This window comes from Arenimonas sp. GDDSR-1, assembly GCF_025980345.1.
Lineage (GTDB): Bacteria > Pseudomonadota > Gammaproteobacteria > Xanthomonadales > Xanthomonadaceae > Arenimonas.
In genome coordinates this window covers 37,602-51,416 of the sequence record NZ_JAPDUI010000020.1, presented here as the reverse complement: position 1 = coordinate 51,416, position 13,815 = coordinate 37,602, and the positions used below count along the sequence as shown (strand labels likewise).

Annotated in this window: 16 protein-coding genes and 2 tRNA genes; 17 read left to right on the top strand and 1 reads right to left on the bottom strand. The window is 62.1% G+C overall.

From position 1 onward, the window contains the following. From Q0W88_RS05235 to Q0W88_RS05160, 16 genes are all read left to right on the top strand, one after another. Nucleotides 1-400 (top strand): YebC/PmpR family DNA-binding transcriptional regulator (locus Q0W88_RS05235; protein ID WP_297800800.1); only part of this gene is annotated, 400 nt, incomplete at its 5' end. A 9-nt stretch (nt 401-409) separates the two neighbouring features. Beyond that, a complete protein-coding gene (gene ruvC, locus Q0W88_RS05230; protein WP_297800805.1) occupies nt 410-928 on the top strand; it encodes a crossover junction endodeoxyribonuclease RuvC in 519 nt (172 codons plus the stop codon). After that, nucleotides 925-1,515: a Holliday junction branch migration protein RuvA gene (gene ruvA, locus Q0W88_RS05225; protein ID WP_297800797.1), complete on the top strand. Its 591-nt coding sequence runs from the start codon at nt 925-927 to the stop codon at nt 1,513-1,515. The genes ruvC and ruvA overlap by 4 nt, the downstream gene beginning before the upstream one ends. 1 nt (nt 1,516) lies before the next feature. After that, a complete protein-coding gene (locus Q0W88_RS05220) occupies nt 1,517-3,403 on the top strand; it encodes a potassium transporter Kup (RefSeq protein WP_297800795.1) in 1,887 nt (628 codons plus the stop codon). Nucleotides 3,404-3,431: 28 nt separating this feature from the next. Then, on the top strand, nt 3,432-4,460 hold the full coding sequence (gene ruvB, locus Q0W88_RS05215; protein WP_297800793.1) for a Holliday junction branch migration DNA helicase RuvB: 1,029 nt from the start codon (nt 3,432-3,434) through the stop codon (nt 4,458-4,460). Next, a complete protein-coding gene (gene ybgC, locus Q0W88_RS05210; RefSeq protein ID WP_297800791.1) occupies nt 4,457-4,867 on the top strand; it encodes a tol-pal system-associated acyl-CoA thioesterase in 411 nt (136 codons plus the stop codon). Before ruvB ends, ybgC begins: the two co-directional genes overlap by 4 nt. Next, on the top strand, nt 4,864-5,607 hold the full coding sequence (gene tolQ / locus Q0W88_RS05205; RefSeq protein ID WP_297800788.1) for a protein TolQ: 744 nt from the start codon (nt 4,864-4,866) through the stop codon (nt 5,605-5,607). Before ybgC ends, tolQ begins: the two co-directional genes overlap by 4 nt. Before the next feature lie 11 nt (nt 5,608-5,618). Next, the gene (tolR, locus tag Q0W88_RS05200) at nt 5,619-6,053 is read left to right on the top strand and encodes a protein TolR (RefSeq protein WP_297800786.1); all 435 of its coding nucleotides are present in this window, start codon (nt 5,619-5,621) and stop codon (nt 6,051-6,053) included. A gap of 3 nt (nt 6,054-6,056) precedes the next feature. Further along, complete coding sequence (locus Q0W88_RS05195) at nt 6,057-6,941, top strand: hypothetical protein (protein WP_297800784.1); 885 nt, start codon at nt 6,057-6,059, stop codon at nt 6,939-6,941. Between the two features lie 47 nt (nt 6,942-6,988). Beyond that, nucleotides 6,989-8,242 (top strand): Tol-Pal system beta propeller repeat protein TolB, encoded by a 1,254-nt coding sequence (tolB, locus tag Q0W88_RS05190; protein WP_297800802.1) that lies wholly within the window; start codon nt 6,989-6,991, stop codon nt 8,240-8,242. A 37-nt stretch (nt 8,243-8,279) separates the two neighbouring features. Next, complete coding sequence (gene pal, locus Q0W88_RS05185) at nt 8,280-8,810, top strand: peptidoglycan-associated lipoprotein Pal (protein WP_297800782.1); 531 nt, start codon at nt 8,280-8,282, stop codon at nt 8,808-8,810. A gap of 3 nt (nt 8,811-8,813) precedes the next feature. Beyond that, the gene (ybgF, locus tag Q0W88_RS05180; protein WP_297800780.1) at nt 8,814-9,566 is read left to right on the top strand and encodes a tol-pal system protein YbgF; all 753 of its coding nucleotides are present in this window, start codon (nt 8,814-8,816) and stop codon (nt 9,564-9,566) included. Next, nucleotides 9,556-10,224: a 7-carboxy-7-deazaguanine synthase QueE gene (gene queE, locus Q0W88_RS05175; protein WP_297800778.1), complete on the top strand. Its 669-nt coding sequence runs from the start codon at nt 9,556-9,558 to the stop codon at nt 10,222-10,224. The genes ybgF and queE overlap by 11 nt, the downstream gene beginning before the upstream one ends. After that, complete coding sequence (gene queC, locus Q0W88_RS05170; RefSeq protein ID WP_297800776.1) at nt 10,221-10,892, top strand: 7-cyano-7-deazaguanine synthase QueC; 672 nt, start codon at nt 10,221-10,223, stop codon at nt 10,890-10,892. The genes queE and queC overlap by 4 nt, the downstream gene beginning before the upstream one ends. Before the next feature lie 33 nt (nt 10,893-10,925). Continuing rightward, nucleotides 10,926-11,001 (top strand) — tRNA-Lys (locus Q0W88_RS05165). A gap of 17 nt (nt 11,002-11,018) precedes the next feature. Continuing rightward, a tRNA-Lys gene (locus Q0W88_RS05160) sits at nt 11,019-11,094 on the top strand. A gap of 105 nt (nt 11,095-11,199) precedes the next feature. Here Q0W88_RS05160 and Q0W88_RS05155 read toward each other — a convergent pair. Next, on the bottom strand, nt 11,200-11,667 hold the full coding sequence (locus tag Q0W88_RS05155; RefSeq protein ID WP_343212532.1) for a Dps family protein: 468 nt from the start codon (nt 11,665-11,667) through the stop codon (nt 11,200-11,202). A gap of 160 nt (nt 11,668-11,827) precedes the next feature. Here Q0W88_RS05155 and Q0W88_RS05150 point away from each other — a divergent pair, with 160 nt between their 5' ends. Then, entirely contained in the window at nt 11,828-13,759 is a 1,932-nt protein-coding gene (locus Q0W88_RS05150; protein WP_297800772.1) for a S9 family peptidase, read from the top strand. Nucleotides 13,760-13,815 lie beyond the last annotated feature (56 nt).

Sequence of the window (13,815 nt, the reverse complement as noted above, 5' to 3'; positions counted from 1 at the left end):
CGGCGATGTCCGGCATGCCTTCAGCAAGCACGGCGGCAATTTAGGCACCGACGGCTCGGTCGCGTTCATGTTCCGCAAATGCGGGGTGATCAGCTTCGCCGCCGGCTGCGATGAAGATGCCATTACCGAAGCCGCGATCGAGGCCGGCGCCGACGATGTGGTGGTCTATCCCGAGGACGGTGCAATCGACGTCATCACCGCACCCGAGGCCTTCGAGGCCGTGAATCGGGCCATGGCCGCGGCCGGCCTGAAGTCCGAGGAAGCGGGTGTGACCTACCGCGCCGACAACGACGTGAAAGTCGGCGGCGAGGTAGCCGAGCAGGTGATCAAGCTGCTCGACATGCTGGAAGACCTCGACGACGTGCAAAACGTGTATTCCAACGCCGAACTCGATTCCTGATACGTGAGCATCCGCATTCTCGGCATTGATCCGGGGTCGCAGCGCACCGGCGTCGGCATCATCGATGTCGATGCCTCGGGACGGATTGTCCACGTCCACCACCAGCCGATCAGGCTGCTGGTCGCCGAGAATTTCGCGCTACGGCTGAAAGTCCTGCTCGACGAGCTGGATGCCTTGATCACCCGCTTCGCACCGCAGGAAGTGGCGATTGAAAAGGTGTTCATGGCGCGCAACCCCGATTCCGCGCTGAAACTCGGTCAGGCCCGTGGCGCGGCGATGTGCGCGGCGGTGCTGCGCGATCTGCCGATCCACGAATACGCCGCCAAGGAAGTGAAGCTGGCGGTGGTCGGCAAGGGCGGCGCCGACAAGCAGCAGGTACAATACATGATGGCTTTGCTTCTCAATCTGAACGGAAAGATCCAGGCCGACGCCGCCGATGCGCTGGCGGTCGCGGTCACCCATGCGCATGTGCGCGCCACGGCCGGCCGCATCGGCATACCGGCGCGTCAGGTCTGGAGCCGGAAATGATCGGTCGTCTGCGCGGAACGCTGGTCAGCAAGCATGCGCCCTGGATCGTGCTAGAAGTCGGCGGCGTCGGCTACGAGCTGGAAGTGCCGATGTCGACCTATTACGACCTGCCGGCAATCGGGGAAGCGCTGACGCTGGTGACCCATTACGCCGTCCGCGAGGATGCCGTGGCCCTGTACGGGTTCGCGACCGAGGCCGAGCGCCGGCTGTTCCGCGATGTCCAGAAGGTATCCGGCATCGGCGCCAAAATCGCGCTGGCCGTGCTATCCGGCAGCGGCGTCGATGAATTCGCGCATATGCTGCAGGCCGGCGACATCGCCGCGCTGACCAAAATCCCCGGCATCGGCAAGAAGACCGCCGAGCGCATGATCGTCGAGCTGCGCGAGCGCAGCCAGGCCATGGTCTCGGCGCCGGGTGCCGGAAGCCGGGGCGGCATGCCGGCCGACGCCGTTACCGAAGCCGGCATCGCGCTGCAGCAGCTGGGTTACAAGCCGGCCGAGGTTTCCCGTATGCTGAAAGACGCACAACCCAAAGACAGCGCCGAGGACCTGATCCGGATGGCGCTGAAAACCGCATTCAGGGGATGACATGTCCGCACACGCGCATGCCGGAACGAAAGCCTCCAAAAACGCCTTGATGTTCGGCGCCATCGGCGTGGTATTCGGCGATATCGGCACCAGCCCGCTGTACACGCTGAAAGAAGCGTTCGGCGAACATTACGGATTGGCCGCCAACCAGGCCAATATCCTCGGCATCCTGTCGCTGGTGTTCTGGGCGATGATCCTGGTGGTTACCGTGAAATACGTGATGATCATCACCCGCGCCGACAACCGCGGCGAGGGCGGCATCCTGTCGCTGATGTCGGTGGTCAACCGGGCGCTGCCGATCGCCTCGCCGCTGACCTATGCCGTCGGCATCCTGGGCATCCTCGGTACCGCGTTCTTCTTCGGCGATGCGGTGATTACGCCCGCCATGTCCGTGCTGTCGGCGGTCGAAGGTCTGGAGCTGTTGACGCCCAAGCTGCATAAATACATCATCCCGGTGGTGCTGGTGGTCCTGGCCGCGCTGTTTTCATTCCAGCGCTACGGCACCGAGAAGGTCGGCAAAGTGTTCGGGCCGATCACCACCGTCTGGTTCTTCTGCATCGCGATCCTCGGGCTGATGCAGATCATCGAGAACCCGGTCGTTCTGCAGGCGCTGAACCCCCTGCACGCCGTCAATTTCTTCATGATCAACGGCAAGGCCGCCTGGCTGGTGCTGGGCGCGGTGGTTCTGTGCGTCACCGGCGGCGAGGCCTTGTACGCCGACATGGGCCATTTCGGGCGCATGCCGATCCGCAACGCCTGGCTGTACATCGTGCTGCCGTCACTGGTGCTCAACTATTTCGGGCAGGGCTCGCTGGTGCTCGCCGACCCGTCCGCGGTCAACAACCCGTTCTACAACCTGGTGCCGGAAATGCTGTTGATTCCGATGATCATTCTGGCCACGTTCGCCACCGTCATCGCCTCGCAGGCGGTCATTTCGGGCGCGTTCTCGCTGGCGCGCCAGGCCATGCAGCTCGGCTATCTGCCGAGGCTGCAGCTCAAGCATACATCGGCGCACACCATCGGCCAGATCTACGTGCCGTGGGTCAACTACATCCTGTTCATCACCGTCATCGGCCTGGTGCTGGGCTTCCAGAGCTCCTCGGCGATGGCCGCCGCCTACGGCGTTTCGGTGACCGGCAGCATGCTGATCGACACCGTGCTTATGATCATCCTGGCGTCGCAGGGCTGGCGCGTCAAATCCTGGATCATCTGGGTGCTGGGCGTCAGCTACCTGGTCATCGACATCGCCCTGTTCTCGGCCAACGCCATCAAATTCCTGCACGGCGCCTGGGTTCCGGTGCTGCTGGGCATCGTCGTGTTCACCATCATGCGAACCTGGCGCCATGGCCGCGACCTGGTACGCGCCCAGGTCAACCGTGACAGCCTGCGCATCGAGCACTTCATCAAGAGCATCATGGTCGAGCCGCCGCTGCGCGTGCCCGGCACCGCGATTTTCATGACCCCGTCGAACGATTACCTGCCGCCCTCGATGCTGCACAACCTCAAGCACAACAAGGTCCTGCACGCGCACAACATCCTGCTCAGCGTCGATACCCTGAGCGTGCCGCGCGCCGATGACGACGAACGCTATTCGATCAGCGACCTCGGCAACGGCTTCACGCGCTGCACCCTGCGCTTCGGATTCATGGAAGACCCGGACGTGCCGAAAGCGCTGGCCACGCTGAAGAAAGCCGGGCTCGATTTCGACACCATGGACACCACCTATTTCGCCAGCCGCGAGGCGTTGACCGCCAAAGCCGACCAGGGCATGGTGCTCTGGCGCGACAAGCTGTTCCTGTTCATGTCCCGGAACGCGACGCCGGCCACCGAATTCTTCGGCATTCCCGGCGAGCGTTTGGTCGAACTGGGCACGAAAGTGGTAATTTAGGACAAGGAAGAACTGCAGGGGCGTGTGAATGGACGAGACGCGGGTAGTCAGCGGTGCCGCCGAGGGCGATGATGAGCTGATTGAGACCAGCATCCGGCCCAAGAAACTGGATGAATATCTGGGTCAGGCGGCGGTGCGCGAGCAGATGAAGATCTACATCGAAGCCTCGCGGAAGCGGGGCGAGGCCTTGGATCACGTGCTGATTTTCGGGCCTCCGGGACTCGGCAAGACCACGCTCAGCCATGTCATCGCCAATGAGATGGGCGTCTCGCTCAGGCAGACTTCCGGTCCGGTCATCGAACGCGCCGGCGACTTGGCCGCGATCCTGACCAACCTGCAGCCGCATGACGTGCTGTTCATCGATGAAATCCACCGCCTGTCGCCGGTCATCGAGGAAGTGCTGTATCCGGCCATGGAGGATTTCCAGATCGACATCATGATCGGCGAAGGCCCGGCCGCGCGCTCGATCAAACTCGATCTGCCGCCGTTCACCCTGATCGGCGCCACCACCCGCGCCGGCCTGCTGACCGGGCCGCTGCGCGATCGTTTCGGCATCGTGCAGCGTCTGGAATTCTATTCGGTCGAGGAACTCTGCCGCATCGTCACGCGTTCGGCCGGCATCCTGTCGATTGCCTGCGACGCCGGAGGAGCGCGTGAAATCGCCTGCCGTTCGCGCGGTACGCCGCGCATCGCCAACCGGCTGCTGCGGCGCGTGCGCGATTACGCGCAGGTCAAGGGCGACGGCCGCATCGATGCCGAGCTGGCGGTGGCCGCCATGGCCATGCTGAAAGTGGATCCGGAAGGTTTCGATGATTCCGACCGGCGCCTGCTGAAAATGATCATGGAAAATTTCGACGGCGGCCCGGTCGGCGTCGAGTCCCTGGCGGCGGCACTCAGCGAGGAGCGCGGCACGCTCGAAGACGTGGTCGAACCGTTCCTGATCCAGCAGGGCTTCATCATGCGCACCGCTCGCGGACGCATGGCGACCGCCAAAGCCTACCGCCACTTCGGGTTGAGCATGCCCGGCGGAAAAACCGATCCGGATCTGTTCTCGTGAGCGCGTTCGAGTGGCCGGTACGGGTTTACTGGGAGGATACCGATGCCGGCGGCGTGGTCTATCACGCCCGCTATCTGCATTTTCTCGAGCGGGCGCGGACCGAATGGCTGCGCAGCTGCGGCTATGAACAGGGCCACATGAGTGACGCCATTGACATGGTTTTTGCTGTACGGAATATGAATATTGATTTCCTGTTGCCGGCCAAACTGGATGATTTGCTGAGCGTACGCATTACACTTTCGGAATGCCGTCGTGCCAGCTTCACCGTCCAGCACGGGCTATGGCGGGGCGAAACGCTTCTGCTCACCGGCAGCGCGCAGATCGCCTGCCTGTCGGCATCCCGATTCAAACCCAGGGGCATTCCCGAGCCCCTGCTCAGCCTGATACAAGACGGAGTTCGTGCATGAGTTCAGCCATTCAAACCATCACTGCCGTGGCCCAGGGCGTTGCCGCCGATACCGATGCCGGCGGACTGAACTATCTACAGCTGATCCTGCATGCCAGTCTGCCGGTCCAGATCGTGATGCTGCTGCTGGTCGCCGCTTCGGTGCTCAGCTGGTTCATCATCTTCGGAAAATCGCGCGTGTTCCGCGCCGCCACCCTGGAAGCCAATCATTTCGAGGACCGCTTCTGGTCCGGCACCGATCTCAACCAGCTTTACCGCGAGGCGACCGACCAGAGCCGTGGCGTTTCCGGCCTGGAAGCGATCTTCGAAGCCGGCTACCGCGAGTTCCTGCGTCTGCGTCTGCAGCAGGTCGCGGTCGATGCCCGGACCCAGGTCGAGGGTGCCCAGCGCGCCATGCGCGCCACACTGGCCCGTGAAGTGGATGCGCTCGAGCACAATCTCGAGCTGCTGGCCAACGTCGGTTCGACCGCGCCTTACGTGGGACTGGTCGGCACCGTGTTCGGCATCATGGTTTCGTTCCATGGCCTGGCCAACAACAAACAGGCCACCATCGCGTCGGTGGCGCCGGGCATTTCCGAAGCGCTGATCGCCACCGCCATGGGACTGTTCGCCGCCATTCCGGCAGTCTGGGCCTACAACCGCTATTCTTCGCGTTCCGAACGCATCTCGGTGCGTTATGAAAGCTTCGCCGAAGAGTTTTCATCCATCCTGCAGCGCCAGACCAATCCCGACCGTCACTGAGGATTGAGCCGATGAGCGCCGCCAGCTTCACCCGCCGCCACAAAAAGCGCAAACTCAAATCCGAAATCAACGTCGTGCCCTACATCGACGTGATGCTGGTGCTGCTGATCATCTTCATGGTCACCGCGCCGCTTTTGAACCTCGGCGTCGACATCGATCTGCCGAAATCCAATGCCAAATCCATCGAGCAGAAGCAGGAACCGATCGTGGTGGTGGTGGATGCCGCCGGCGGCTACAGCCTGAAAATGCAGGACATTCCCCAGCAGAAGGTGGATGCCGCGGTGCTGACCGCAAAAGTATCGGCTTTCGTCAAGAACAACCCCGAGGTCGCCGTTTTCGTTGCCGGCGACCGCACCGCCAGTTATGACACCGTCTATCAGGCCATGGTCCTGCTGCAGCAGGCCGGCGTCGAGAAAGTCGGCCTGATGAGCAATTCGGCCGACTGAGCGATGGCGCAGCTTCCGCAGCAGAATTGGCAGGCATTGCTTTACACGGTGGCGCTGCACGCCGGCTTCATTGGGCTGGTCTGGCTGGCCTCGGTCTGGGTCTTTCCGCAGCAGGAGCAGGCCAGTCAGGGCGAACCGGTCGCCGCCACGCTGTCGATTTCCGCCGAAGACATGGCCCGTGCGAAAAAAGCCATCCGGGCCGCGGAATTGGCCAGTGCCAGCCAAGTGCAGCCGAAGCCGGAGCCGCGGCCGCAGACCAGTACCGATCCGCTGCAGGAGACGGCCCAGGACTGGGTCGACCGCCCCGACCAGAGCGTGCAGGAAGAAGTCAACCGCAACGCCCTGCAGCCCAGCGATGCCACCGAGGAACAGAAACTGAAACAGAAGCAGGGCCAGGTTGAATTGACCGACGACATCAAGAAAGATTCGGCCGAGGAAAACCGACAGCGCCTGATCAAACAGCAGCTGGCCGACGTCAAACGGCAACGCGCGCTTCTGCAGGAGGAAATCGAAGCCCAGAAGCTGGACGCGTTGGCCGCGGGCAGCGGCGGCAAAACGGCCGAGAAGAACCCGCAGAAGACCTCCGGCAGCGGCGCAACCGCCAATTCGGCAACCGCCAAATATCTGTCCGCCATCAATGCCACGGCGCGCGCGAACTGGAATACCGTTCAGATTCCGCCGCAGACCCGCTGCCAGGTCGAGTTCACCCAGATCCGCGGCGGCGAAGTGATCGATGTCGCCTTCCGCGCCTGCGCTCTGGACGGGCAGGGCCGTGAATCGATCGAGCGCGCCCTGTACAAGACACCCATGCCCTACGCTGGCTTTGAAAGCGTATTTCAGCGTAAAGTAAGCCTAACTTTCTGTTATCCCGATGAGGTCTGCCAATGAGAAAAATCCTGATCGCCTGCCTGCTGGCATGGCTACCGCATCTTGCGATGGCGCAGGCACTGGATGCGGGTGTGGTGGTCGGCAACGAATCGGCATTGTCGATCGCCATCGTGCCGATGCCCTATCAGGGCGGAAAGACCGCGCCGGCACACGATGTGGCCAAGGTCATCCGCGATGACCTGAACCAGTCCGGCCAGTTCAAATCGCTGGACGAAGCGGCCATTACCGAAAAGCCCTTGCGCGGTGCCGATGTCCGCTTCGCCGAGTGGAAAAAGCTGAAACAGGATTTCCTGGTGGTCGGCCGCGTCATCGACGGCGCCGACGGCAATTTCAGCATCCAGTACGAATTGATGGATGTCGCCAAACAGCAGTCGCTGCTATCGCTGAGCATGCCGGCACGCGCCAGCAATGTGCGCCGCGCCGCGCATCAGGTCGCCGACCAGATCTATGAAAAAATCCTCGGCGTGCGCGGGGCCTTCGATACCCGCATCGCCTATGTGACCGCTACCGGTCTCGGCCAGGGCATCGAGTACCGCCTGATGGTGGCCGATTCCGACGGATTCAATCCGCAGACCCTGGTCCGGTCGCGCGAGCCGCTGCTGTCGCCGGCCTGGAGTCCGGACGGCAAGCGCATCGCCTACGTCAGTTTCCAGAAGGGCAGTTCCGCGGTGTACATCGTCGAGCTTGCCACCGGCGTCGGCGCCACCGACCCGGTGTCCAGCGCCAAAGGCATCAACGGCGCCCCGGCGTTTTCGCCGGACGGAACCAAATTGGCGCTGACCCTGTCGAAATCCGGAAATCCGGAAATCTACATCATGGACATCGCCAGCCGTTCGCTGAAACAGGTCACCACCCATTTCGGCATCGACACCGAAGCGGTCTGGATGCCGGACGGCCAGTCCCTGCTGTTCACTTCCGACCGCGGCGGCAAGCCGCAGATCTATCAGGTTTCCGCCGCCGGCGGCGAAGCCAAGCGGGTCAGCTTCTCCGGCGAGTACAATGCGCGGGCGACGGTGTCGTTCGACGGCAAGAAGATCGCCATGGCCCAAGGTGCCGGCAATGTGTACCGCATCGCCGTGCTTGACCGCAGCTTCGGCGGCAGCGGGCGCTGGCAGACCATCTCGCCGGGCAATCTGGACGAGTCGCCCAGTTTCGCCCCGAACGCCAGCATGATTCTCTACGCCACCAAGCAGGGCCGCCGCGGCGTGCTGTATGCGGTGTCCGCCGACGGCCGCGTGCGCCAGCGCCTGGTGCTGTCCGATGGCGATGTCCGCGAGCCGGCCTGGTCGCCCTACCGTTGATTCCCGTTTCCCCTTTCCGTGCCAACCCGAGGTTCCCATGAAAACGCAACTGAAAATCGCCTTACTGCTGACGGCCGTGCTGCTGTCGGCCTGTAACAAGAAAGTCAAGGAAGAGCCCGCCGATCCGAATGCCGGCAGCAACACCGCCGGCCAAAGCAACGCCGGCGACCAAGGCAGCGCCATTGCCGAAGAAGGCGCGTTCGGCCCGGCCGATCTGGACAGCAATACCTGTCTGCGTCAGCGGGTGGTTTATTTCGACTATGACCAGGACATGCTGAAGCCGGAATACCAGGCCATCATCGCCTGCCACGCCAAGTACCTGCGCGACCGCCCGTCGGCCCGCATGCGTCTGGAAGGGCATGCCGACGAGCGCGGCACCCGTGAATACAACATGGCCCTCGGCGAACGCCGCGGCAACGGCGTCAATGCCGCATTCAGTGCCAATGCCGCCGATACCGGCCGCATCGAAGTGGTCAGTTCCGGCGAAGAGCGTCCGGTCTGCCTCGACAGCGACGAGTCCTGCTGGTCGCAGAACCGCCGCGTCGAAATCAGTTACAGCGTGAAATAAGCCATGCGCCTGCCCTTCGGAACCCTGTTGCTGTTGTTGACCGCCCTGCCGGTACAGGCGCAGCGCGCCAGCCTGGCGGACCGTGTTTCGGCACTGGAGAGCCAGGCGGCGACGCAGACCCAGGGCGCCGGCCAGGCCAACATGGAGCTGCTCAACCGCACCACGCAGATGCAGGATGAAATCCGCGCACTTCGCGCCATCATCGAGCAGTTGCAGAATGATCTGGAGCAGGCGCGTCAGCGCAACCGCGAGCAATACATCGACATGGACTCGCGGGTCAGTGCCCTGGAAGGCGGAGGCGCCAAACCGGTCGCGGCTGCGCCCGTTCCGGTCAAACCGGCGCCCGCGGCCAAGCCCGCACCGGCGGCGGCCGGTGAGAATGCCGACTACCAGGCTGCGTACAACAGCCTGATCAAGCAAGGCGATGCCGTTGCCGCCGCGGGACAGTTCCAGAGTTTTCTGCAGAGTTACCCGGACAGCCGTCTGGCGCCCAATGCCTGGTATTGGCTGGGTGAAAGCTATTACGCGACGGCCAGTTACGAGCTGGCGCTGAAGAGCTTCGGCATCCTGCTTGAGCGCTTCTCCGATTCCGGAAAAGCTCCGGATGCCCTGCTGAAATCGGCGTACTGCCACCTCGAACTGAAAAACACGGCGCAGGGCAAGCAGCAGCTGGAACGCGTGATCGCCCTTTATCCGGAGCACCCGGTGGCCGACATGGCGCGCAGCCGCCTGCGCGGGTTGAGTCTTGGCCAGTGAGGCCGCGGCGGGCACGGCGCCGCGCCTGAAACTGACCGAAATCTTCCTGTCCTTGCAGGGAGAGGCCCGCAGTGCCGGACTGCCGACGGTGTTCGTGCGCCTGACCGGCTGTCCGCTGCGTTGCACCTACTGTGATACCGCCTATGCCTTTTACGGCGGCGAGTGGTCGGATATCGAGGACATCGTGGCCAAGGTCAGCGCTTTCGGCGTGCCGAATGTGTGCGTGACCGGCGGCGAGCCGCTGGCGCAGAAACGCTGCATCCTGCTTCTGGATGCGCTGTTGTCCGCCGGATTCTCGGTATCGCTGGAAACCTCCGGCGCCATCGACATCGGCCCGGTCAATCCCCGCGTATCCCGCGTGGTCGACATCAAGACCCCGGATTCCGGCGAGTCCGGCCAGAACCTGTGGAGCAACATCGCGCACCTGACGCCGCATGACCAGCTCAAATTCGTCATCTGCTCGCGCGCGGATTACGAATGGGCCAAAGCCGAACTTGCCGCGCGCCGCCTGAACGAGTGCTGCGAGGTGCTGTTTTCGCCCAGCTATGCCCAGGTCACGCCGCGCGAACTGGCCGACTGGATCGTCGCCGACCGCCTGCCGGTGCGCTTCCAGATGCAATTGCACAAACAACTGTGGGGCGAGGAGCAGGGGCGATGAAAAAAGCGGTGGTGCTGGTCTCGGGCGGCATGGATTCGGCGGTCACGCTGGCCATTGCGCGCGCCGAAGGCTTCGCGTGCTATGCCCTCAGCGTCAATTACGGCCAGCGGCACGAATCGGAACTGCAGGCCGCGGACCGGGTCTGCGCCATGCTCGGTGCCGCCGCGCACAAGGAAGTCCGGGTCGATCTGCGCAGCTTCGGCGGATCGGCGCTGACCGCCGATATCGCCGTTCCCGAGTCGCCGACCAGCGGCATTCCGGTCACTTACGTGCCGGCCCGCAACACCATCATGCTGTCGGTGGCGCTGTCCTGGGCCGAGGTGCTGGGTGCCCATGACGTGTTCTGCGGGGTCAACGCCGTGGACTATTCCGGGTACCCCGATTGCCGGCCCGAGTACATCAAGGCGTTCGAGGCCATGGCCAATCTGGCCACCCAGGCCGGCATCGAGGGCAAGACCCTGCGCATCCGGACGCCGATCATTGCGCTGAGCAAGGCCGACATCGTCCGCGAGGGCGTGCGTCTCGGCGTGGATTTCGCGCAGACCGTGTCCTGCTATCAGGCCGACGCGGCCGGTCTGGCGTGCGGAAAATGCGATGCCTGCAGGCTGCGCGCTGAAGGCTTCCTGTCTGCGGGCGTGCCGGACAGCACCCGGTATGTGGCACATTGAAACCAATTTGGTTATAATGACCGTCCGTTCGATGGGTCGTTAGCTCAGTCGGTAGAGCAGAAGACTTTTAATCTTTTGGTCGAAGGTTCGAATCCTTCACGACCCACCATTTCGAACGGCGCTGACGGGTCGTTAGCTCAGCTGGTAGAGCAGAAGACTCTTAATCTTTTGGTCGAAGGTTCGAATCCTTCACGACCCACCAATTAAATCAGGCGCTTATGCTTCGGCTAAGTGCCTTTTTTGTGGCCGCTGAAAAATGCGCTGGAAAATCCAGCCGCCCGCCCCCGCAATGCTCTGACGGCAGGACTTATTTCAGCAAGGAGCGCAGCATCCAGGCGGTTTTCTCGTGCGCCTGCATGCGGGTGGTGGCCAGATCGGCGGTGGGCTGGTCATTGGCTTCATCGGCGCGCCGGAACGCTTCACGCGCGGTTCTGGCACAGATTTCATGGCCATCGACCAGTTGCCCGACCATCTCTTTCCAGGCCGGAATGCCGGTTTCTTCCTTGATGCTGGAAAGCTTGGCGTATTGGGCGCCGGAGCCGGGCGCGAAATGGTCCAGAGCGCGGATGCGTTCGGCGATTTCGTCAAGCGAAAGCCACAGTTCGTTGTATTGCGCCATGAACATGGTGTGCAGGGTGTTGAACATGCTGCCGGTCACGTTCCAATGGAAATTATGGGTTTTCAGGTACAGCGTATAGCTGTCCGCCAGCAGGTGTGAAAGTCCCTGGGCGATGTGTTTGCGGTCCTTGGCGGAAATACCGATGTCGATTTTCATGGCGGCCTCCATTAGTGGCGGGTGATACGGCCAGTGTATGCCGATGTCTGCAGTCTGTGAAGTTGCCTGTATTCGTTCCGGAATCGGCCGTCCATATATTGTTTTAGTGCCGGCAAGCCATTAAAGTAGCGTTTTAATCAGGTTCGACGGGGAAACGATGATGGGGTTCAAACGTATGTTCACGGCAATGCTGCTTCTGGCGGCGATGCTGCCGGCCGCGGCACAGCCGATTCCGGTTGAAGATTTCTGGAAACGCTCCAGTTTCCGTGATGTCAAGATTTCCCCCGACGGCCGTTATCTGGCCGCAACAGTGCCGTTCGAGAAGTTGACGGCCTTGGTGGTGATGGATCTGGCCAGCAAGCAGATCACCGGTTCGTTCAAGCCCCAGGAGAAGGCGTACATCGGGGAATTCTATTGGGTCAGCAACAAGCGCCTGCTGTTCACGTCCTCGGTGCGCGAAGGCGCCAATGCCCGTCCGTCGTGGACAGGCGCCTGGTATGCGATGAACGCCGACGGTTCGGGCGTGGGCACCGCTTACGGACGCGGCTATTACGCGCAGATCCTCGATACGCTCAAGGACGATGACAAGTACGTGCTGGTCCAGTACGCCTCCGATACCGGTTCCAGCACCTACGGGCGCATGAACGTCGAAAACGGCGATATCCTGCCCACCTTCAAGAAGCCGCCGAAAGAAGGTTACGGTGAATTCGTGACCGACAATGCGGCCAAGGTCCGTTTGTTCATCAATGCCAAGTCCTACAAGGAATCGAAGGTCTATGCCCGGGCCAGCGAAGACGCCGAATGGGTCGTGATTCATGACCAGAAAGCCACCGAGCAGGATTTCGAGTTCAAGGCATTTTCCGCCGACAACAGCGTGCTGTATTACACGCTGAGCCAGAAATCCGGCCCGAGCGCGGTATTCACCTACAGCTTCAAGACCGGCGAGAAGAAACAGATCGCCCGCGATGACAATGTCGACCCGGGCGTAGTGATGTCGTCGCCGGTGGATGACAGCGTCTACGCCATCCGTTTTGAAGACGGATTCCCGCGCTACGAATTCATCGACAAGGCCAATCCGTTCGCCCGCAACCTGATCAAGCTGCAGGCCTCCTTTCCGGACACCGACGTGTATCCGGTATCCGCCACCCGCGACGGCAACAAAATCATCTACGTGGTCGAATCCGATACCGTTCCCGGTGAATATTACCTGTTCGACAACACCACGCAGAAAGCCGAACATCTGGTATCACGGGCTTCCTGGATCGACTCCGGCAAACTGTCGTTGATGGATCCGATGAAGTTCAAAGCCCGGGATGGCCTCGACATCGAAGTGTTCGTGACCCTGCCGAAAGGTTCGACCGGCAAGAATCTGCCGCTGATCGTCAATCCGCACGGCGGCCCGTTCGGTCCTTACGACAGCTGGGGCTACAATCCGGAAGTGCAGATGCTGGCCAGCCGCGGTTATGCGGTCATGCAGGTCAATTTCAGAGGCTCCGGCAACTACGGCAAGGAGTTCCGCGAAAAGGGCTACCGCCAGTGGGGCAAGGCCATGCAGGACGATCTGACCGATGCCACCCGCTGGGCCATCAGCCAGGGCATCGCCGATCCGGACCGCATCTGCATCTACGGCGCCAGTTACGGCGGTTACGCCGCGTTGATGGGAGCGGCCAAGGAGCCGATGCTGTACCGCTGCGCGGTCGGCAATGTCGGCACCTACGATCTTCCGACGCAGTTGAACTATTCCACCAACGGCGGCGGCGGCATGAATCCGGCCAAGGCGTTCTTCGGCGATGTCGCCCAGGATGATGTGGCGCAGTTCTCACCGGCGCGTCTGGCCGGCAACATCAAAATACCGGTCCTGCTTTTTGCCGGCGAGAAGGACACCACCTGTCCGCCGGAACAGAGCAAGATGATGCATGCCGCGCTGCAGAAAGTCGGCACGCCGGTCGAGCTCAAGATCTATCCGGGTGAGGGTCACGGCAACGTGCTCAAGGAAAACCAGATTGACTTCGCCAACCGCCTGCTGGCCTTCTTCGAGAAGAATCTGAAGGAAGGCACGGTGACGGCCAGTCCGCTGAAACCGGTCAAGTAAACGAAACGGCGCCGCAAGGCGCCGTTTTTCTTCAGGGCAATCCGATAAAATGGCGG

Excerpts from the sequence above, each read along its gene's own strand:
- Q0W88_RS05195 (WP_297800784.1), top strand. The coding sequence starts at position 6,057 with ATGGCGCAGCTTCCGCAGCAGAATTGGCAGGCATTGCTTTACACGGTG.
- tolB (WP_297800802.1), top strand. The coding sequence starts at position 6,989 with ATGGCGCAGGCACTGGATGCGGGTGTGGTGGTCGGCAACGAATCGGCA.
- Q0W88_RS05155 (WP_343212532.1), bottom strand. The coding sequence starts at position 11,667 with ATGAAAATCGACATCGGTATTTCCGCCAAGGACCGCAAACACATCGCC.
- Q0W88_RS05220 (WP_297800795.1), top strand. The coding sequence starts at position 1,517 with ATGTCCGCACACGCGCATGCCGGAACGAAAGCCTCCAAAAACGCCTTG.
- Q0W88_RS05150 (WP_297800772.1), top strand. The coding sequence starts at position 11,828 with ATGGGGTTCAAACGTATGTTCACGGCAATGCTGCTTCTGGCGGCGATG.
- pal (WP_297800782.1), top strand. The coding sequence starts at position 8,280 with ATGAAAACGCAACTGAAAATCGCCTTACTGCTGACGGCCGTGCTGCTG.
- ybgF (WP_297800780.1), top strand. The coding sequence starts at position 8,814 with ATGCGCCTGCCCTTCGGAACCCTGTTGCTGTTGTTGACCGCCCTGCCG.
- tolQ (WP_297800788.1), top strand. The coding sequence starts at position 4,864 with ATGAGTTCAGCCATTCAAACCATCACTGCCGTGGCCCAGGGCGTTGCC.
- ruvA (WP_297800797.1), top strand. The coding sequence starts at position 925 with ATGATCGGTCGTCTGCGCGGAACGCTGGTCAGCAAGCATGCGCCCTGG.
- queC (WP_297800776.1), top strand. The coding sequence starts at position 10,221 with ATGAAAAAAGCGGTGGTGCTGGTCTCGGGCGGCATGGATTCGGCGGTC.
- tolR (WP_297800786.1), top strand. The coding sequence starts at position 5,619 with ATGAGCGCCGCCAGCTTCACCCGCCGCCACAAAAAGCGCAAACTCAAA.
- ruvB (WP_297800793.1), top strand. The coding sequence starts at position 3,432 with ATGGACGAGACGCGGGTAGTCAGCGGTGCCGCCGAGGGCGATGATGAG.